This is a genomic window from Mucilaginibacter sp. NFR10, from assembly GCF_900100445.1.
Taxonomy (GTDB): Bacteria; Bacteroidota; Bacteroidia; order Sphingobacteriales; family Sphingobacteriaceae; genus Mucilaginibacter; species Mucilaginibacter rubeus.
The window spans coordinates 197629-219079 of record NZ_FMTV01000005.1; the positions used below are offsets into that span (position 1 = coordinate 197629).

General features: G+C 45.8%; 12 protein-coding genes. All 12 read right to left on the bottom strand.

Going from position 1 to position 21451, the window contains the following annotated elements; translation table 11 throughout:
- Position 1: 1 nt before the first annotated feature.
- The 12 genes from BLP33_RS17920 to BLP33_RS17975 all read right to left on the bottom strand — a co-directional run bounded on the left by BLP33_RS17920 (position 2) and on the right by BLP33_RS17975 (position 21450).
- Positions 2-3343, bottom strand: a complete 3342-nt coding sequence (locus BLP33_RS17920; RefSeq protein ID WP_090531608.1) for a glycosyl hydrolase — start codon at positions 3341-3343, stop codon at positions 2-4.
- Positions 3340-6648 (bottom strand): glycoside hydrolase family 2 TIM barrel-domain containing protein, encoded by a 3309-nt coding sequence (locus BLP33_RS17925; RefSeq protein WP_217633186.1) that lies wholly within the window; start codon positions 6646-6648, stop codon positions 3340-3342. The genes BLP33_RS17920 and BLP33_RS17925 overlap by 4 nt, the downstream gene beginning before the upstream one ends.
- A complete protein-coding gene (locus BLP33_RS17930; protein ID WP_090531611.1) occupies positions 6645-8843 on the bottom strand; it encodes an alpha-L-rhamnosidase-related protein in 2199 nt (732 codons plus the stop codon). Before BLP33_RS17930 ends, BLP33_RS17925 begins: the two co-directional genes overlap by 4 nt.
- A gap of 1 nt (position 8844) precedes the next feature.
- Entirely contained in the window at positions 8845-10434 is a 1590-nt protein-coding gene (locus BLP33_RS17935; RefSeq protein WP_090532047.1) for a sodium:solute symporter family transporter, read from the bottom strand.
- A gap of 8 nt (positions 10435-10442) precedes the next feature.
- Positions 10443-11522 carry a Gfo/Idh/MocA family protein gene (locus tag BLP33_RS17940; RefSeq protein ID WP_090531613.1) on the bottom strand — a complete coding sequence of 360 codons (1080 nt, stop codon included), beginning with the start codon at positions 11520-11522 and terminating at the stop codon, positions 10443-10445.
- Between the two features lie 23 nt (positions 11523-11545).
- Positions 11546-12184, bottom strand: a complete 639-nt coding sequence (locus tag BLP33_RS17945; RefSeq protein WP_217633187.1) for an L-rhamnose mutarotase — start codon at positions 12182-12184, stop codon at positions 11546-11548.
- Between the two features lie 107 nt (positions 12185-12291).
- A complete protein-coding gene (locus BLP33_RS17950) occupies positions 12292-14214 on the bottom strand; it encodes a hypothetical protein (RefSeq protein WP_254780181.1) in 1923 nt (640 codons plus the stop codon).
- 9 nt (positions 14215-14223) lie between these two features.
- Positions 14224-15108, bottom strand: coding sequence for a sugar phosphate isomerase/epimerase family protein (locus BLP33_RS17955; protein WP_090531617.1), 885 nt, complete (start codon positions 15106-15108; stop codon positions 14224-14226).
- Positions 15109-15111: 3 nt separating this feature from the next.
- On the bottom strand, positions 15112-16512 hold the full coding sequence (locus BLP33_RS17960) for an acetylxylan esterase (protein WP_090531619.1): 1401 nt from the start codon (positions 16510-16512) through the stop codon (positions 15112-15114).
- A 308-nt stretch (positions 16513-16820) separates the two neighbouring features.
- Complete coding sequence (locus BLP33_RS17965) at positions 16821-17951, bottom strand: sialidase family protein (protein ID WP_090531621.1); 1131 nt, start codon at positions 17949-17951, stop codon at positions 16821-16823.
- A gap of 7 nt (positions 17952-17958) precedes the next feature.
- Positions 17959-18684 carry a DUF3826 domain-containing protein gene (locus tag BLP33_RS17970; protein ID WP_254780182.1) on the bottom strand — a complete coding sequence of 242 codons (726 nt, stop codon included), beginning with the start codon at positions 18682-18684 and terminating at the stop codon, positions 17959-17961.
- 12 nt (positions 18685-18696) lie between these two features.
- On the bottom strand, positions 18697-21450 hold the full coding sequence (locus BLP33_RS17975; protein ID WP_090531623.1) for an alpha-L-rhamnosidase: 2754 nt from the start codon (positions 21448-21450) through the stop codon (positions 18697-18699).
- Position 21451 lies beyond the last annotated feature (1 nt).

The following is a 21451-nucleotide window of genomic DNA, read 5'->3' on the forward strand; positions in this document are numbered from 1 at the left end:
ATTAAGGGATATAAGTGAGCAACTTCACGGGGCTTAACAAGCCGGCCGGCAACAATGAGCGCCCTTCCAAACGGTAAGGCGCATTTGTCCATGTAATACGTTTACTTTCGGGCAGGGTATGATCCCCCATCAGGCGGTTGGCCCAGGTGTTGGTTACCTTGATTACCAGTTTATTTTCGCCTGATTTGATGGCTTTGCTGAGATCTACCCGATACGGAAATGTCCAGGCTGTGCCGCAGTTGATACTGTTTAGATATACTTCGGCCAGATTGGATACATTGCCCAGATGGAGATAGGTTTTGGCTCCTGTTTTTGCGGTAAACTGAAATGTATGATTGTAAACCGCAGTGCCCGAATAATACTTAATACTATCATTAGCACTCTGCGACCAGTCTTCAGGTTGACTGAACGTAATCTGCTTTGCGGGGCCTCCGTATTTAGGATCAAACTGTACCTGCCAGTTTGTAAAAGTTTGTACCGTTTTAAAATGAGCAGGTTTATCATTCGCATTTTTTAAAACGGAACCTCCCTTTCTGAAAACGATAAACGCAGAACCATTTGCTGCTAAATCAAGCGTAATATTTGTACGACCGGATTTGCCCACACTACTCAACTGCTTTATTTCACCGGTTAAAGGATCCCAAAGTTCAGGCACGCGGCTTGGCGTCCTCAATGACAAATTAATTGTACGATTCAAAGATTGCTGATTAGAAATAAAATAAATATCAACGCCATCGTGGCTACGATGCGTCCACGCAATGCCTTTTGCCGTTTGATTAGTTGAGTCTGTAGCTATAAGATCACGGGTTACACCTAACTCATCAAACGTATCTTTTTGATATGGGCCGATGAGTACCTTTCCTGCTGAGCCATTAGATAAAGTAGTTTTCATCCGCTCATTGCCCAATAAAACGGTAGCACCATCATTTACCAATTGCTGAAGCTTTTTTATTACTTCTGCCGATAACTGCCATGGCTGAGGCGAAATCTGGCTTACACCCGGTATCACCAGCATGGCATAACTTGCCCCGCCGGGCAAAATAATCCTGCCGTTTTTTACTGTAGCCAAACGTAGTAACGCGTCTTTGTTAAAAGAATCATAGGCATAGCCTCTCAGCGGGTCTATCCAGTTTTCGGGCAGCGCCATATTAGCCGAATGGCTCGCATCCTCAATCGAATTAATGATGGGTACGCCCTTATTTGCTAAACGTTCCTCTTCCAGTTTTACCCGTTCCGTGCCGAAAATTCCCGGTAGAGTACTAACCAACCTATCTGGCAAAATAGCGCGGCGTGGCGTTTCCTCGCCGGTAAAAACAGCGATATCGGCAACCGGATGCCCTTGTTGCAGCATAGCCTGGCAACGACTGATATAATCAAACCAGGCCTTGCCCGGCTTCCACCAGGTTTGATCTCGCTGAAAAAATAGGCCGATACCATCCAGCGTCATACCCGGCTTACGGTCAAGCCAGGGGTTATGCACATTTACGTGAAAAACATAACGATTGATGCCAAGGGCAAAATTGCGGTCGGCAGCTGTTTTAAGCATTCCGGGGTGCTCGTCCCATAATAACCGCAACTCTGTAAAAGCCTCGGCCTGAATAATATTTTTACCGTAGATGTGCCCGCCCGAAATGGCATCCAGCATATCATTGGGCTTATCATGCGTAGGGCTCCTGAACCAAAATTCCCCCATCGGAATATCAGCCTTTTGGTAATGCAGCATGCCATCGCTCATCATGGTTGGGGCAACGCTTTCGGCAGTAAATGTGCAACCTTTTTCGTGCGCCAGCTTAGCCATGGTACCGTAGAAATTATCTACCAATAACTCGGCTACAGTTTGCCTTACATCTGCCAGTATTTTTTCGGATTTTTCCGCGCTCTCCATCGGCACACCGGCCATTAGCGGCAGATATGGCAGCAGGTCATATCCCCTCCGCTTCTGAAATTCAGCAGCAAAAACCGGCGACCAATTCTGGCTCCCGCATTCCCAGCTATCTATGTGAAATATCTTTAACACCCGTTTAGCCAAATCCGGGCCAACCTGCTTTACAGCCTCACCAAACCAATTATCAAACTGTATTTTGGCAGCTTGGGGATTAAACTTGTCACACTCCAAACCGATGCCACCACCACCGGTAGCATTGGTATGCCCGGTAGAAGTGTGACCGATACGAATGATAGTCCATTTACCTGCGGGAGCCTGCCAGTTAAGTTTACCATCTACTCCTAATTTATCAGTAAGGTTGATTACCTTCTTTTTATCTACACAAAGATTAGCCGGTAATTGGGCATCTGTGGTTTGTTTACTTAGACGCCATACCTCGCCGGTTTTACTTTCATATTGATGGATCCGGGACTCGCCCAACAACTCAATGCCCGACAATTTCAGCGTCGGCTTCCATTTGGCAAAATCTAAATCCTCAGCTCCTGGCTCCGAACCTTCTTTATTATAAGTAAACCTGAAATATTTTGCCGTTGTTGGGGCGATGGCATTTGTGATCTCGGCATCTCCATCCTGCCAGCCATGACGTGGAGGCTCCAACCTGCCTAACGATCGATAATTTTTACCATCATCGCTTACCTCAAGCAACAACCTTTGCGACTGATAATTACTTGCCGAAGTATGAATAACAAGAGAGCGACAGGTAAAGGGCTTTTCAAATTCAAGTTGCAGCCAGCAATGGTCGTTGCTGGTAAAGTTTTTGATATTTCCTTTTTCAGTGAGATATTGTACGTCGGTATTAGGCAAGCTGGCAGTTACCTTCGGATGCTCGTCGTAGCTACTCTGTCCCTCGCCGGGCAACGAAGGATAAGCCAATATTTCAATGTCTTTATAATAGCTTTTATAGTGCTTTGGAACAGGCAAAGTATCATGATAGGCTTTGCCGCCTTCAACCTCAATTTTTGACCATACCACTTTCTGCATGGAAAGCTCCGGTGTTATCCAGGGGCCACCAGCCAGTGCAAAACCATCGCTATCGTGTATGGCCAGTTTTAGGCCTATCCTATCCGCTTCCTGCATGGTAAATTTTACCATTGCCCACCACTCCGGGCTTAACTGATTAATTGATGGGGTAATAAACGGCGGATTAGCCGGGCCTTTGATGGGCATTAAATAAGCACCCGCTATTCCGGCCTGCTTCATAGCCTGCAGATCAGCAGTGATGCCCTCTCGGCTAACAGCACCCTGCATCCAGTACCAAAAAACCCAAGGCTTTGCAGATTCGGGCGGATGCAGGAAGGCCTCCTTCAAATCATCATTTTTAAGAGATACTTTTCGCTGCTGGGCTATACCCGGTAAAAACAGGCAGCAAAGGCAAATTATAAAAACGTATTTTCTCATGGCTTCCTGTTAAATTTGATCTGATATGCCGTATTACCTGCTGCATCGGGTTTACCCTCGTAAGGCTTCAGGTAAAAACTGTAGCTATATTTTTTTGCCGGGATCCGGTACTGTTCCAAAGGCTCTGCCACTTCCGACCAGCTATCATTTCCTCCTACACCCATCTGTATGAGGTCGATATTCAGCGTAATAAAACCGGCATCTTTTAGTTTATTGGTGTGCTTTGCCTTTTGAATATTCTCTTCAGTATAAGGCCAGGCACTCATACTCAGCAAGCTATCGGCAGTTACCAGCAATCCACCTGTTTTATAATGCAGCAACATCCAGCGTACATCGGTGCGGTTACCGTTTTCCTGCGGAACTACATAAGGTTCCATGAATTGGTTAATGCTTTGCGAATAGATCCCCGCTTCCGAGCCTGTACGCCTGTCGATATAGTTTTCATAAGGCCCCCGGCCGTAATAACTGATATTGCTATCGGCCTGCGCAATCCCCATTTGCATACCAACTTTAGGAAGATTTGGCAAACCTGGTTTAGCGTCGAAAGCATAAGCAACATTTAACAATCCATCACCACGGACGGTGTAATTTACTTGTACCGAAGCGCTATCACCAACCATTGAATAAACGCTTGCAATCACCACCGAACCATCTCCGGCTTTTTGACCTGAGATCTTTTTCAGTACCGGTACCACTTTGATCCATACAGCCAGTTTCTTTTCCATCTTCCAGCCACGATGATCGTTATCGGTAACCGGGCGGGTAAAATGCGGCATTAAAGGAGCAAAAACCTGCTGATTACCTTTGTACACGTACGAGGTTAAAGCGCCGTTTTCCTTGTTGATGACTATCTCAAAATCCTTTCCACTAAGGTGATAAGCCTTATCATCTTCGGATAATTTCGTTTCCGGATAACCCTTGGCATCCACATTGGTAGCTGATGTTTTAGGCTGTGTTAGTTGGAACTGATCGTTTGCTATTTCATAACCTTTGCTTGCCCAGGGCTTATCCTCGGCAAGGGTAAAATGAATATCGGCCAGATATTCGTGGTTGGGTTTTAAACCGGGCAGATATTGTTTAATGCTGATTGTGGTATCATTCCCGGCTGCAAGGCTAATACGGGGAATTTGTTTTTTCAGGATGATATTGCCGTCTTTCCTCAACTGTAGATACACATCATAATCGGCCAGTGAAGCTACACTATGCCAGTTTTTGATGTGGATGGTTGCTTTATCGGCATCAACCAATTCACAAACCGCCGGCTGAAAAACATGCTTGCATTCGTAAATGGCAGGTTTCGGTCGCCCGTCGGATGCTACAATGCCTTTGATGGTGAAATTATCAAAATAGGGTTCGCCATAATCACCGCCGTAGGCATAGTATGCCTTACCTGTCGAATCATGTTTTAGTAAACCCTGGTCTTTAAACTCCCATATCGCCCCACCAATAACCCGCTTTGTTGATCGCCATTGATCCCAAAACTCTTTTAAATTTCCATTGGAGTTGCCCATCGCATGCGAATACTCCACGAAAAATATCGGGCGGTTATCGCCATTCTGCTGATTGGCCAGCAAGGGAGCTGTATAAATGCCGGGGTACATCCGGCTTACAATATCTACATAAGGCTGATCTATAGGATTCTGTAACCTGTGCGAATGATCATTAGTTTTTGGATAGCGCGGATCGGTTGGGTCGATATAACCTTCGGCCTGCGGTGTACCCTGGGCCGGCTCATAATGTACCGGGCGGGTAATGTCAAAATCGTGAATCCAACCTGCCATCGCCGCGTGGTTTGGCCCCCTGCCGGCCTCATTACCTAAACTCCAAATGATCACGCTTGGATGATTTTTATTGCGCATTACCATACGGGTAGCCCTGTCGAGGTAAGCGCCGGTCCACATGGGGTCGTTGCTCAGTTTTGAACCCAGGCCGTGGGTTTCCAGGTTAGCTTCGTCTATCACCAGTATCCCGTACTTATCGCACAGATCATACAGGTATGGATCCATCGGATAATGGCTGGTTCGGATACAGTTAAAATTGAAACGTTTGATGGTGCGCACATCATTCAGGATATCCTCGCGGGATAATGCTTTACCTTTAACCGGATCATGATCAGGGCGGTTTACACCATATAGGTAAGTAACTTTACCATTAATGAGCAGCTTGCCATCTTCCTTACTAAATTCAATACTCCTGATTCCCACTTTGCAGCTCTTAACCTCAAGCGTTTGGCCGGTGCTATCTACTAAGGATAAAGTAAGCGTATACAGGTTTGGCTTTTCATCGCTCCATTTATCCGGATTTTTCAGTGTAGTTTCCAGCAAACCAAATTTCACGTTATCCAATCGCGGGTAGATCTCGTTGATGATGCTTTCCACACTTCGCTCTAAAGGCTTCTGCAATACTTCTTTGTTGTTCCTGTCGAAAAGTCTTGCTTCAATTTTATATCCGGAAACAGCTTTGCCTGTCAGGTTCTCGATCCGCGGGCGGATACTGAAAACAGCGTCTTTGTATTGCTTATCCAGTTTAGCCTGCCATTGAAAATCGGCTATGCGCAATTTAGGTTCTGCCAAAAGCATTACTTCGCGATGGATGCCGCTCATGCGCCACTGGTCCTGATCTTCGAGGAAATAACCATCGCTCCAGCGGATCACCTGTACGGATACTACGTTTTCGCCAGCCTGCAGGTATGGCGTAATGTTAAACTCCGATGGTAAAAAGCTGTCCTCCCCATAACCCAAAAACTTACCGTTGAGCCAAACCTTAAAACCAGAGCTTATCCCGCCAAAATGCAGGGTAATGTTCATGTCCTTCCAGTTAGCTGGCAGGGTAAACGTACGCTGATAACTGCCAACGCCATTATAATCCTGCGGCACATGAGGCGGGTTAACCGGTCGGAACGGGTAAACCGCACTTTTATAAATGGGTTTATCATAACCCTGCATCTCAATGCTTGAGGGAACGATGATCTTTTTCCAACCGCTTACCCGGCTTTTATAAAAATCTTTCGGCGCATCGGCCGGTTTAGCAGCGTAGCTAAAACCCCAATAACCATTCAGGGACAACATTCTGCCCGATTTTTCCCTTTCACCTGCCAGTGCCTCTTTGATGCTGCTGTACGAATACGCTGTAGCCCGTGCCGCATCCCGGTTGATGCCATCAACCAAAGGATTTTCCCAGGGTTCGGCATCATAAACCGTAGGCACGTTAGGGATGGGCGCGGGCGTTTTATCAACCAGTTGCGCGTAAAGCTCCGTTGATGAAAATGCTGTTAAAAGCAGGATAGATAAGAGCCGTTTCATCATTTTTTTGCGTTATAGTTTATGGTGTATTGATTTTGTTTTTGGATGGTAAGTTCATAGGTTCCGTTTCCTTTAGCAATTACTTCACCCTCTTTACAAACAGGTTTTGAAGTACTTATAAACCGTAAGAGGCCAATCCCGGTATTGCTGCTTACTTTAATTTGTTTGGTGCTGCATGATACTTTGATATCTCCATCAGCAGTGGGCACACTACCTTCCATCCATTGCAGGCCGCCCAATTTAGGCTCGATCAAATATTGCTGATAACCCGGCGCAGTTGGTTTTACGCCGAGATAATATTTACCCAGCAGGTATATCGGGCTGGCGCCCCAGGCATGGCAAAGGCTTTTACCAAATGGACGCCCGTACATGGCGTAGCGGTCGTCACCTGTTTTAGCCGGATTATATTCTTCCCAAAAAGAGGTTGCGCCGAGGTTAAGCATCCCGCCCCAGTAATCTTTCATTTCTTTGAGCACATAACTTTGCTCGCCCATGGCGCAAAGGGCTTCCAGTTCGTAAAAGCGCATGTAAGGGGTGGTTATCTTTTGGATGTTATCATTCAGCAGTACGTATTTTTTAATCTCCTGCTGTTGGCCGGGATTGAGGTAGTTAAAAAATATCGAGAACATATTGGTATAGCGGGTTACATTGTCGCTTTGCTTGCCATTAACCAGACTGTGTACAAAAGCGTGCTTATCACTGTTCCAGTACAGGGAAAAGATCTTCGATTTCAAGTCGGCCGACAGTTTTTGATATTGATCATTGCCTGTTTTATCATCCATGATATTGGCGCATAAAGCCATGGTTTCCAGGCTGCGGCAAAGCAGCAACTGTTCAAAACTTACCTCGCCTTTTTTGCTGAGTTTATCGGCCCAGTCAATAAATACCCAGTCGCCGGGGAGGCCTTCCATCAGGCCATTTTTATCGCGGCGTTGCAGGCAGTAGCTCATCAGGCTTTGCATGCGGGGGTACATTTGTTTAATGAAACTTTTGTCGCCGGTGTACTGGTAATAATCATAAATCCCCATGAACCAGTAAAAAGTATAATCCATAATGGTATTGATGTGGCTTGTTACGGGGTCTTTCCCGCGGAGGGCGTACAGGGTGCGGGTAACCGTTGGCGAATCAAAGTACAGGTAATAATTCATCAAATAACTTTGATAAGCATCGCCCGACCAGATCCACCTGTCACGCTTGATGCCGTCGATAAAAAACTCGCGGGTATTCAGGTGCAGGGTATAAGCCGAAACATCCCAGATCTTATTAACCAGTTCATCGGAACATTTGAAACTGCCACGCTGCTCAACCGGCGAATATTCGTAAAGCATCGAAACATCATCGGCATTAACATGATCATCAAACAATACATTGATATAACGGAAAGCACGCGAACCCTCCATGGTATAATCAGCTTTTTGTGGCTGATCAATATAAACGCTATCCAGCAGTTCGCAATTGGTTATGGATAGCGCTTCTTCCTTTGACTCGCCGTAGCAGAGTTTAACATTCCCCTTACCTTTTAAGCCGATAAGTTTGGCGTAACCAAAGGTTTCCTTACCAAAATCAACCAAAATGGAATGTTCCTTTCGTTCCTTTTTTTCTGGTTTATGCTCCTCTGTGGGCAAACGGAACGCTGAGGGCAGCTTATCCGCCGAGTCAAAATTCCAGTTGCCGGCATTTACATATTTTGTGGCCGAGATATCTGAGGTTTTCCCCGATTCGTCAATCCATTCCTTGTCCTCATAAGTTACCAGCCATGAAGTATCTGACACCAGTTGCTGCCCCTTAACAAATATAGAAGGGGCAGCAGCCTGGTTATAAACTTTGAGACTAAGCCTGTGCCTGCCAGCCGGCACATGGATATTTTTAGGGTACCCCGCCAATGCCTTACCATCAAGCTTTACATTGTATTGCCCTTCAACAGCCAGTTCAACGGTTTCTGGATTGGCAAGCATAAAATCCTTATGAAAATCAACCAATACATAATGGCTGTCCAGTTTCCAGAATGGCGGAAAGAAAGCACCTCGCTCGGTGCGTCGGTTTTGCATCCGGTTGCTCAGCCACACTTCATAATCGCCGGGATACCAGATCCAGGTAGCCTTTTGCGCTTTTGCCATATCAGCCAAAAACATGAAGCTTAACAACATGATGAAAACATGAAGCCTGTTAAATTTTACATGGGTAGATATTTTATGCATTTTAATGTCCGTTGAAAATGAGGTATAAAGCGATCATGATTATCGAGAGCAGCAGCCAGGCTATTTTTACACGCCGGGTAGGTTTTGCAGTATTTTCTGTTTCGGATTGCTCAGCAATGTAAACAGCAGGCGTCTTATCAAACAGCGAGATCAAAACGGCCGATACCGCCAGAAAAACAAATATGAAAAACGACAGCATCAGGTAATGCGGCCAAAAGTTGTACCTATCTGGCGGTAACACCCACAGGTAAACCACACCGGTACCCAAACTAAATGCAGAACCCGCAGAAAGAATAATATTTACCGCTTTTCGGGTAGTACGTTTCCAATAAACGGTGAGCAAAAAAACTACGGCCAAAGGTGGCGCGATAAAGCCCAATACCGACTGAAATACATCAAACAGATTAAGGCCTTTAATACTGTCGATAGCCAGCGCCATGCCTATGGCAAACAGGCATCCACCTATTACAGTGTATCGCCCTACACGGATAAGGTCTTTATTAGTGGCATTGGGGTTGATCTTTTCAGCATAAATGTCCATGGTGAACACCGTGCTCAACGAGTTTAAGGACGAACCGACGGTACCTATTAAAACGGCTATCAATACCACAATAACTAATCCGTTCATCCCCGGTGGGAAAAGATTGGTCACCATGGTCATGTAAGCTAATGCAGGATCGCTCAGATGTGGAAACAGGATAAAACACAAAATGCCTGTGAGGATAAACAGCGGCAGCGATAATATTTTGAGCCACCCAATAAAGTTAACACCAAGTTGCCCCTGCTCCAGGTTTTTAGCACCCAATACCGATTGCACCATAGCCTGATCTGTACAGAAAAAAGCGACAGCCGATACCGGGTAGCCCAGCAAAATTGCATACCATGGATATTTAACATCGCTGGCCGGATGGATAAGGTTCCAGTAATTTGCGGGCGTTTGATGAAAAACTGCCGACAACCCACCTGCTTTGCTTACGCCCAAAACAGTCAGCGTTAATGATACGCCGATAAGCAGCAGCATCTGGAAAACGTTTACTTTGGCAATAGCTTTTAGGCCACCGGTAAACGCGAATAAACCCGCGAAAGATACCAGCACAATAACCGATTGCCACATGGGAATATCCAATATCTGCCTCACTAAAAAGCCGCCTGCAAACAGGCCCAATGAAAGCCAGGAGATCAGCATTTTGATCATGGCGTACCAGGCCAGAATATTACGGGTTGAATCGCCATACCTATTACCCATAAACTCGGGCATAGTTGATACTTTGGCCGCGATGTATTTAGGCGCGAATACCAGCGCCAGCAGCATCAGGAAAACAAAGGCATACCAGTCGAAATTAACGGCAACTATGCCCGTACTGTAACCAATGCTGGCAAAAGCCAGCAACATAGACGGCCCCACATTGGTGCCCCACATGTTAAAACCAATACTCGCCCAACCCAACGATTTATTGGCCAGAAAAAGCGTTTCGCCCGTTTTGTTTTTATTGCTAAAGCTGGCACGGAACCCGATTACCATTAAAACAACCAGGTACACGGCAACCACTGAATAATCCAACAGCGTGAGGCGCGATACGATATTGCTCATGCCCAATATCATGCGCTTAACTCATTTACCGTTAAATTAAACTCAGTAAGAATGTCATCAGCCTTTACAGGCTTACCAGTTTGCAATGATCTGTCCATAGCCTGAAGCAGGGCAATAGTGCCTATCCCTTCCTTAATATCAGGGTAAGCGGTATAGCCTTCGGTGATGCTATCCGCAAAGTATTCGAGGTAATTTTGATACTCCCCGGCGTGGTGGCTTTTGCCCTCAAACCTGAAGTAGTGTTTCAGCTTATGCTCCCAGGTAATGATCCGTTCTTCGCCGGTATTATCGGTGATGGCATAACGCAGGTCCATATAATCGCCCTGACTGCAACCCTCGGTACCGCGTAAAATGCAACTCATTTCGCTGTCGCGGGTAACGGGTTGCACCGGACCGGTATAACAACCACTTACCCGGGCAATGCGGCCGTCCTTAGCTTTGAAAATAAAATGCATGGTATCCGGATTCTTCAAACCACCTTTGGCGCCGTTAGCGCTCAGCATACCGTAGCCCATTACCTCTTCAATCTCCGGCAAATACCAGCGAATAAAATCAACCGGGTGACTTAAGCCACCGTACAGCCATTTAAAAGCTTGTTGTAATGACCATGGCTTCTCTAAAAACCAACGATGATCGGCATGGTAATAAGCCTCAACCGTGATCAAATCCCCTATCAAACCTGCCTCATAATCTTTACGCTGCTTTTTCATCGGTTCAAAAAAGCGCGAGCTTTGGCCTACAAATACTTTTTTACCGCTTTGCTCAACCAGTTCAAGCAGTTCGGCGGCTTTGCTCAAATCATCGATAAATGGCTTGGTACATACCACGTGTTTACCATGCAGCAGGGCCTGTTTAACGTGTTCAGCATGCAAATGATCTGGCGTATAAATGGCAATGATATCTATTTCGGCATCATTGAGCATATCCTGGTAGCTGGTGGTGTATTGATGAAAGTTAAACTCCTCCGCGCGGTGTTTGCACATTTCAATATTCATATCGCATACCATTTTTAGTTCAAGCTTTTCACTTTTCAATACTGCCGACATGGTACTGCGCCCTTCGCCTAATCCTAATATTCCTATTTTCATTTTTATATCTTATTGCTGATGCTTTAATTAGTATGGAAAGGTTTAAATTCAATCCAAACCGCGCCCGATTTTGTACCGGGAATGCCTTCCTGGTATTTCTTCATCAGGCGGTTCCATTCATCTACTCTTGGATTATTCTCTGCGGTTTTGGGGTTTAGCTTATCAAGGCTTTCCCCTTTGGGTATGCTGATGACCAGCATTAACTGCCTGCCGTTTTTGAACACGAGCAGTTGCTGAAAATTGGCGTTACAAAAGCCCTTCGCTACCTCGGGCCAGTTTTTAAACTGCGTGGCGTGGTAGCTTAAATATTCCTGCTGAAGCTTTGGGTCACTAACCAGGTTAGCAGTCATGACTATATTTTCCCATTGTTTAGAGCTAATGGTATCCGCGCACATTTTCCGGTTAAATGAGTAGAAAGGTTTTTCGTAGTATTTGATCGAGTCTTCGGGATAAGCCTTCTTTATTTCCTTAAGTGCATCTTCGGGATTGGGAATGTGGAGATAAATGGTAACATGATTTTTCCATTTACGGATATCATCCACATCATTCAATATGCCCTTGGTCATATCGTAAATGGGATCCGGATCGAAGTTTGCCCTATCATGAGCTATAACTTCAATAACAACCGGCCGTGCAATCAAATGCGGTTTCGTTGTAGCCATCGTATCTGTTCTGCCGGCTTTGTGTTTAACCGGAAAATCACAGCCGCTTATCGATATAAAAAAAGCGCTGCAAGCGGTTACGAGCATCAAATATTTCCTCATTTGCTTCATTCTGTTTTATGATTGATGGGCCAGTTGTCCCGGTTTACCGATTTATACTTAAGCAGGTAGTTATAAGCCGCCTCCAACCCGGCGGCATTTTTAACAGCAGCATCAACCTGCGGACCGTTATTTTCCCAAACATTACCGGGACCGTTGGCGTTCTTCAGGAATTTATCTGCCGGGCACCAGTTATTTTTTATGGTGATGTACGACGAGCCTTCGTCTGTGTACAGGTAAAACCAATGCTGGGGGTCATGCGCATAAGGGGCTTTGTAAATGCTGTCCACATAGTTATCACTGATAACCGAACCGGGTTGTGCCGATAGTGTATAGATAGCAGCCACATCGTACATATTGCGGGCATAATGGTGGATTTTATTGGCCGTGATACTGTTATCGCCCAAGGCGTTAACAATCTTGGTCCAGCCCCAGCCCATGCTGACGCCGGTGTAGTTTACATCGCAAACCTCGTTATGCGTTATGCTGATACCCCTAACATAACCCGCGCCGATGCCGACACAGCCCCAGTCTTCGTTAGTAGTATTGGTGATTAAATTATTGGCAATGGTATCATTGGTGCAGATCTCCCGTTTATCGCTTGGGTTATAAGGCAGGTGCACTTCCTGTGCTTCATCCGAATAAACGCCATCAAGGATCGCGGTGCCGCCAATATCTTTAAACAGGCTGCCTTTAATTATATCATTATGTGTGCCGCGCTGAAAATCCAGTCCGGTTGAAGCAATATGTTCAAAACCACAGCCATCAAATACAATGTGCGACGCATAAGCCACCTCAACAGCAGCCTTTGGCCGGCCTACCCATGCCTGGTTTTCCAATCCTTTTTTATCCGGCGTACCGGGAATTTTCAGTTTGTAAGCATCCAGCATATACATGCCTGCCTGGTGCGGAACCAAACCCTCTCTTGAAGGACGAAGCCAGCTGCTGTGTTCAAAACTGATATTTTTAAAGCTGAAGTAGTTTATCGGGTTATCAATGACACCCTCTATTTTCACCAATGTTTCCAGTTGAGGAACAGTTACCGTGGCCGTTTGCAGATCTTCGCCCTTACGGGGTATATAATAGATTTTATTAGCCTTCCGGTCATGATACCACTCACCGGGTTTGTTCAAAAAACTGATAGCATTACTGAGATAAAACGCTGAGTTCCCTGTTTTTTTAGAGATCCAGGGTGCGGGCCAGGGATGCTCTGACTGGATGCGGCTTTCGGGCTGATAAAATGATAAGCGGGCACTATCTCCCATCATTTTAACCGCCTTAACCCGTAAAATAGCGATAGCCCACCACTGATGAATAAACATCTCCATACCCTTAAGGTGAGACGTATCCGCAGAGGCTGGCCACGGGATTACACAAGTTTGGGTTTTATGATTCCAGGAAAGGATGCGGTTCATAAACGGTGCTTCGGTATCCCGGGCTCGAATGGCCTTTTCATTATTCACCCATAGCTGCCTGAATTGAAAAGGTTCATCGCCAATCATTGGTGCATCAGCAACCCATACTTTACCTTTGGCTTCCGCAGGCAGACCGGGGATTGCATAATCAACTTTATGCCAACCACTTACTTTAATGCCTCCACTTAAAACAGTTTTACCTATGCCCTCGCCTTCAATAATAGTTGGGCTATCGGCAGTACCAGAATCTTCAGGGCGGATAAATAACGGTTCATCTAACGTATAAACTCCAGCCGCGACTTTGATATAAATGCCACCTTTTATTGATGGATCGTTTAGCCGTCTCAGTTCACGGGCTTTCCTGATGGCCATGGCTACAGTTGCCAGCGGCTGTTCGCGGGTGCCGGTATTTGTATCGGAGCCTTTAGGCGATACCCAGATTTCGGCCGCAAAGAGGCTACCTGTCAAACTAACATTTAACAGCATTAACAAAACAACTATGCGGCGGATATTCATTTACGTTAATTACTTAGCCTGAAATATTGATTTTACATAGGTGGTATTCGCGCTGAAATTCCACTTTACGTTACGCGGGTCTTTGGCATCGCGCGAGCGTTCAATCACCAGCCAGCCTGTCCAGCCCATTTTATCTAAAGTGGCTTTTACCCGCTCCATATTGATTTTAGGATCGTTTTGCAGCCAAACGCCATCATCGTTGGTACAATGGATCTGAATGATGTATTTTTTACCCAATATCCGAAGCTCCTTATCCAGGTCGCGGCCGTTCCTGATGGCGTTTTCAAAATTGAAATAGCTTTTAATGGCCGGCGAGCCAATATCTTTCAATAACTGCAACTCGCCTTTCGCATCCAGCGCTGTTTCAATACCTATCACCACACCGGCCTTTTCGGCTATTTTGCCAACCTCTTTCAGGCGGGAAACAATAGCCGGGCGTAATTCAGGAAATTTTATAAGGTCGCCTTTGATACCCATCGGTAAAAAGCCAACTTTAACGCCCATTTGCATCATGGTGTTGATGCAATCCGTAACTGCCTTAACCGCGGTTGGACGTTCGGCAAATGATTGGGCGAAAAAACCGGTCATGCCCATGGATGGGATTTCCAGGTTCAGCTCTTTTGCCTTGTTCAGGAATACATTTCTGATCGAATCATTCGCTAATTGGTTATCAAAAGTTTCACGATCTCCAAGGCCGCCCATATCTACTTCTACCCCATCGGCACCAATCTCCTTAGCCAATTGAAATGCACCTAACTTTTGCCGTTTAAGGATCATCAGATCAACTACAGCCACCTTATAGCGTTGTTTTGATGCAGTTTGAGCCATTGCAGGAACACTGCAGGCACATACCATTAATACAATCCAAAAACCTGATATCAATCTATTTTTCATAACCTATTTTTTTATTGCCCGCGCAAATACTTTCTCCAACTGATCAAAACCTTTTATTGCATTTGCGGGAAGTTTTTCGCCCTTGTCGCCAAATACATACATGGCAGGTTCTTTTTCGATGGTGACCCTTTGGTCATCGAAATTGCCGCTGCTGTCTTTAATTTTATTAAGATCCAAGTGAAAGTTTTTAGCTACGAAAGCATATAACGCGGTCCTTTTTGACGGACCGAAATCATGCCCCTCGTTTGGCAGGTGCACATTCTCTACCTTATCTGTAGCTCCGTAATAGCTATATATTTTCTGGAGATAAGGAAAATCATGCTCGGGCATATTAGCTGTCCAGTCCTGCCCGTCGGAGATCAGGAGTTGAGGCCTTGGAGCTGCCATAGCTGCCAGTTCTACATTATCTGTTCCGTTGCCGCATTGATGGATAGGCATGCCGCTTTCGCAAGGACATCCTCCATAAAAATAAGATGACACCGACACCACCGGAGCGCTAAGTTTGATCCGGTCATCCAGGGCAGTCATTAAAACAGTATGGCTGCCACCACCCGAACCACCACTAATGCCAACCCGATCCGTGTCAGTTTCTTTAAGCGAAAGCACATAATCCAATATCCTGATAGCGCCAAGTGCCTGGATGGTTTGCGCCAGGCTGCGGCGGTGATCTTCATCCTTAAATTGCAGCAATGATTCGCCCCAGGCAAAAAGATCATAACTGTAAGCCATCGCCCCCATCCGCGCCAGCGATGCGCAACGGATCTGGCAATCGGCACGGTAGCGTTGGTGCTCCCAATGCCCATCCGGACTTAAAATCACCGGAATTTTACCTTTTATTTTGGATGGTTTATATAATGAGCCATTGATGTACAAGCCGGGCAAAATTTCAATAGCGATATTCTCAACTGTATAGCCATCAAAAATTCTTTTAGTGGTAATGATAGGCTTGGAAGCAGGTTTAGGAGGCAGCGGGGATAGTTCTAAAGTTTTATAAAGCTCTGGTTTTAATACGGCCTTGCGTTGCTCCCAGGTGTCACGGTCATGATACTGGGCGGCTATCCTGTCAAGCTCTTTCCAGCCATCACTAACCGACCAGCGGAAGTATTCATATTCTTTTAATTTATACCTGCCGGGAGCCTCTTTGTTTACCTTCAAATCAAGCGGGGTAAGGATATTGGCCAGCGTGGTATCCACATTGGGCCTTAAACGCCATTGCGCGTAATTAATCCATTTACCATCAACCTGGGCAGCAGTGTATTTGATCTTTACGTGGTATTTCTCCTGCACTTCATCAAGCAGCTCTTTCAGGGTTTTCCTGTACATGGCATCGGTAGTTTGCTGCGCATGCGCGGCAAAACTCATCGCTGTGAGGCAGGTTAGTAGTGTGTAGATCAGTTTTTTCATTTTTTTATTTTTTTGTAGAGACGCATCACATGCGTCTCCCGTGTGCCAGTCATATTCGCTTATCCTAAAGGAGACGCATGTGATGCGTCTCTACATTTTACCGTATTATCACGTCCCATCAGGGTCTCTTGCAGAGGACCCTGATGTACACGCCATGCAAATTCACTGTTCATACGGAGATACGGAGCTGTCACCCTGAGCCTGTCGAAGGGTCGCGCGTAAAGGCCCGCCCACCATGCTTCGAGGGCCTACCCATGACACCCGGTTTACTTATCAACCGAGTTGCCTAATGATACTATCCTCACTCCTTACAAATCCTTAGTCTCACCCGTTGGTACCGGCGGCGTATAACCATCCACCTTAGGCCAAATACCATCCTTTATTTCCCTCAATTCCAATTTTGACGGATCGATAACCACATGTTTTATTTTTTGCCTGCGCCAGGTGTAGACCACATGCACCATCCCATCCGAAGTTTGGATAACCGATGGGTAAGAATACTGGCTGATTGGTGAATCCTCCAGGATCGACGCTGCGTACCAGGTAATACCATCTTTAGATACAGCGACATTTAATGGCGTGCGGGCACCTTTAGCCAGGTTTCCCGGGGGCAAAACATGGTTATAAACCAATAACTGGCGGCCATCGTTCAAGGTCACAGCATCAGTACCGGAGTTGTTATTCGGCAGGTTGGTCTTTTCCAAAGGCGACCATGTTTGTCCCCCATCTTTAGACCATGTACTTAATATCGCCCTGTTCTGACTGCGGCAAAGGGCCTGCAGCCGGCCATCTTTATAAGTTAAAATACTGGGTTGTATGGCTTTCAGATCTTTACCATCGCTAATGGGGCCTATCATTGTCCAGTTTTTGCCCAAATCTTTGGTGGCTTCAAAATGCACCTGCCAGGCTTTGCCTTCGGTACTTACCGGGCTAAGAAGCGTACCGTTTTTAAGCAGCACCGGTTTGTTTTTGATAGGGCCTAAAAAACCTTCAGGCAGGGCTTTTTGCTCCGACCAGCTTATGCCCCCATCTTTAGATGTTTTTACAAAGCCTTTCCATTTTGCCGGACTTGGGCCTATTTTGTAATAGAGTTGCAACTCACCTTTGGGCACTTGATAAAGCACCGGGTTCCAGCAGGCGTAGCGCAAAGTATCGTTCTGGATGCCGTTGGCTACGTTGATACCCTCTGTCCATTTGCCCTTAACAAAGCGGCTCACCCAGATACATACATCAGGATTGCGCTCCTTAGTACCGCCAAACCATGAAGCCACGAGGCCGGTTGGTGTTTCGGCTATGGTTGCCGCATGGCATTCCGGGTATGGCGCTTTATCGTATATAAACTCATCCTTCACAATCCCCTTGCGCCATGGATTTTGAGCAAAGGCATTGATCATGAATAAACAGCTTACCGCACCGACGAACAAGATCTTTTTTAGCATAGTACAATTATTTTTGAGTGGCAGCTTTATCCTTTGCGGCTTTATCAGCAGCCTTTTTGACGATAATAGCTTTGGTATAATCGCCATATAGTTTGTGCCAGTTACGGCCGTTACTATTGAGGTATTGCTCGTTTTTAGTTTTGTAGATCTCAAAAATGGCCGATACCTGTTTGATATTTTTGAAATCCACTGCCTGTTCACGGGCTTGTTTCAGGTTAGCAAGGATTGCAGCTTCTTCAACTGGTGTCAGGTCGGGTATGATAGATTTATAACCCGCCAGCGTAAAAGCCACTTTGCCGATGGTGTACTTATCTAATATGGTTTCAACCTGATCTTCGGCCAGGTCGCTACGTAAGCCGGTCATCAGGTTTTCATGAACCGATTTTGGCAGGGATGAATTGATGATGATCTGCCTGTCCATAGTGCTTAAAGCTTTACCCGTTGCCGGATCAATACCTGCCGGAACTGATTCATATGAATGGCTATTGTTCCAATCGCGGATGGCTTTGAGATGCGTTGCTATTACATTTTTTACGCGGGCAGCTTTTACTGTATCGTTAAGCGATAAGGAAGAAACCCAATCGGTTGCTTTCTTTTCCAAATCAGCATCAGCTTTGGCCTTTGCTTCGGGAGTTGGAGCGGATTTAGTTACCTGTTGCTCCTGGGCTTTCAACGTACCCGACAGCGATAGTAAAGCTATCAGCATTGCACCCGCCATGTTTAATTTTTCCATATCAATGTTGCTTTAATATTTTACTTCAAAATCATAATCACCTGAGCCAATGCTGAGTACCACTCTACCATTCTCCATCTTTACTTGTTTAATATCTTTAAAGGCAGATATTTTCTTCCCGCTTTCGGTTACTTCATCCATGTTTTTTGTCGGTATATAAACCAGCGCCGAACTATTTGGCGGCACAGTAACATGCCAGTTAAAACTGTTCTTAGTATTGGTATAATTGCTCTTTACAATACCATAGGCTGTTTGATACGAAGTTTTAACACTATCCAACCCTTTAATAATTGCCGGTTGCATCACTACTTGCTTAAAGCCGGCATTAACCGTTTTTATCCCGGCTATATCCTGATAAAACCAGGCAATCAGGTCGCCCAGCAGCATGATGTGGTTACGTGAATTCATAGCCGGATTAGCTGTATCACCGTTCCATAATTCCCAGATGGTAGTAGCGCCCCTTTCGGCCATGTAGCCCCAGCTTGGGTAAGAGGTGTTAGATGCAATTTTCCAGGCCAGATCTGGGCGACCAAATTCGGCAAGCCCGCGCATCAGCCATTGGGTTCCGATAACGCCGGTACTGATATGGTCATGAGCTTCATTGATCTTAGCTACTATATTTTTAAATACCGCTTGTTTATTGGCTTTTGGCGTGATCCCGAAATATAATGGCAGCAGGTTGGCGGTAACCGTATTGTTGCTGTATTTAGATGTGGCTTTATTAAAATACTTATCGTTAAACGCCCTGGCTACATTTTGCTTCGTACTGGCAAAAAACTGTGCATCAGCAGGTTTATGCAGCATTGTCGCAAACTTTTTCATCAAGCCGGATAAGTGATAGTAATAGGCTGTAGCTATCAGCTGTCCGTCAGTATTCAATGATGAATCTTTGGCATGGATCAGCTCTAACGATTCGGGCGGTACACACCAGTCGCCATATTTATCCTTGGTGACGATGTTATTTTTCATGTACTTGACCCGCATATAGTCCATCCATTTTTTCATGGAGGCGTAATGCTTTTCAATGGGCGCTTTATCGGCAAACTGGCGGTAAAGCATATCGGCCACCAGGATATAAGTGCCGGGCCAGGTCATGTTATCGCTGTAATAATTCCAGTAAGCGGGTGCCACATCAGGGATAGCACCATCAGGCTTTTGCGATTGGGCTATATCATCCAGCCATTTAGCGTAGAAATTGCCGTTGGCAAATACAAAACTTTCGCCAAGCGAACCTACCGCCCTATCGCCAAGCCAGGGCATGCGTTCATTACGCTGCGGGCAATCTACAGGCATGCCTTTGTAATTGCTCAATATCCCCCAATAAGCATTGTGATAGATTTTATTGACGATGGCGTTGGATGTTTCAAAATGGCCGATTGTCGGCAAGGCATCGTAAACCACCTGTCCCTCAAAATCGGCTAATTCGGGTTTACCAGGATAACCGCTAATTTCCACATACCTGAAACCGTGATATACAAATACCGGATGCCAGGTTTCTTCTGATCCTCCTTTGAGTGTATACATATCGGTTACTTTGGCATCACGGAGGTTAGCTACATAAAGTTCATTATTGGGCTGCAGTGTCTCGGCATAACGAAGTGTTACTTTATCCCCCCGGTTTCCTTTTACCCGCATCTGTACCCAGCCCGCCATATTTTGCCCCATATCCAGAATCCACACATCCTTTTTAAGCTGACTAATGCTTACAGGTTTGATGTTATTCATTACCCTGATCGGTTCATTCATTTGTGCGTCGAGCTTACCACCGGGAGCTTGTACCAGTTCGGCTTTCAACCAGTGGCTGTCATCAAAACCAGCACTGTTCCATCCCGGAAATTCTTTAGTGGCATCATATTCTTCGCCATCATACTCGTTATTGGTGCGGATGGGGCCATCGGCAGTAAAATGCCAGTTGTCATCGCTTATGATGGTTTGCTTTGTCCCGTCAGTATATTCCACCTCCAGTTGCAGCAGCATTTTAGGAAACCCAAATTCTTTGATCTTTTTAGGCTTATATTTTGGCCGCATGGTAAAATAACGGCCATTGCCCAATACCGTTCCGATGGCATTATCGCCATGCCTCAGGTAGTCCGTAACGTCAAAAGTATTGTACTTAACCAATTGGGTATAGTCGGTAGGTGCTTCGGCTAAAACCTGATCGCCAATGGCTTTCCCATTCACATACAGCTCGTAATGTCCCAAACCAACTATATAAGCAGTGGCGCGTTTGATCCCTTTATTTAAACTAAACCCACGGCGATAATAACGTGCCGAAAGACGGGAAAATTTAGAAATGCTATCCCAGGAAAAACCACGATCGCAACCAATCCATTTAGCCTTCCAATCGGCGGAGTTTAAAAGTCCCACACTCCATTTAGCGGGCTGGCTCCAGCCGCTTGCACCATTATTTGTCCATACCCTGACTTTCCAGTAACATGCAGCACGGCTGATTAACGGTTTGCCTGCATAGTTGACCATGATGGATTCAGCTGAATTTACTTTGCGCGAATCCCACAAGTCACCCTGCCCTGCTGTTAGCTTTTCGGGAGTTGAAGCCACTAAAATTTGATAGGCAACCTGGTTGGTATTCCGTGTATCGCTGGTGATCTGCCAGCTAAGCCGGGGCTTACCGGTGCCAATGCCTAAAGGATTATTCAACATTTCACATTTCAGGTTTTGCAGGCCGATATGCGCATCCGCATAGCAGTTGCCCAGGCAGGTTAACATAACTGCCACAGCCAAACTGATATGTGCGAACCTTCTCATT

Coding starts and splice junctions, on each gene's coding strand:
- BLP33_RS17920 (WP_090531608.1), bottom strand. CDS start 3,343: ATGAGAAAATACGTTTTTATAATTTGCCTTTGCTGCCTGTTTTTACCG.
- BLP33_RS17925 (WP_217633186.1), bottom strand. CDS start 6,648: ATGATGAAACGGCTCTTATCTATCCTGCTTTTAACAGCATTTTCATCA.
- BLP33_RS17930 (WP_090531611.1), bottom strand. CDS start 8,843: ATGCATAAAATATCTACCCATGTAAAATTTAACAGGCTTCATGTTTTC.
- BLP33_RS17935 (WP_090532047.1), bottom strand. CDS start 10,434: ATGAGCAATATCGTATCGCGCCTCACGCTGTTGGATTATTCAGTGGTT.
- BLP33_RS17940 (WP_090531613.1), bottom strand. CDS start 11,522: ATGAAAATAGGAATATTAGGATTAGGCGAAGGGCGCAGTACCATGTCG.
- BLP33_RS17945 (WP_217633187.1), bottom strand. CDS start 12,184: ATGGCTACAACGAAACCGCATTTGATTGCACGGCCGGTTGTTATTGAA.
- BLP33_RS17950 (WP_254780181.1), bottom strand. CDS start 14,214: ATGAATATCCGCCGCATAGTTGTTTTGTTAATGCTGTTAAATGTTAGT.
- BLP33_RS17955 (WP_090531617.1), bottom strand. CDS start 15,108: ATGAAAAATAGATTGATATCAGGTTTTTGGATTGTATTAATGGTATGT.
- BLP33_RS17960 (WP_090531619.1), bottom strand. CDS start 16,512: ATGAAAAAACTGATCTACACACTACTAACCTGCCTCACAGCGATGAGT.
- BLP33_RS17965 (WP_090531621.1), bottom strand. CDS start 17,951: ATGCTAAAAAAGATCTTGTTCGTCGGTGCGGTAAGCTGTTTATTCATG.
- BLP33_RS17970 (WP_254780182.1), bottom strand. CDS start 18,684: ATGGAAAAATTAAACATGGCGGGTGCAATGCTGATAGCTTTACTATCG.
- BLP33_RS17975 (WP_090531623.1), bottom strand. CDS start 21,450: ATGAGAAGGTTCGCACATATCAGTTTGGCTGTGGCAGTTATGTTAACC.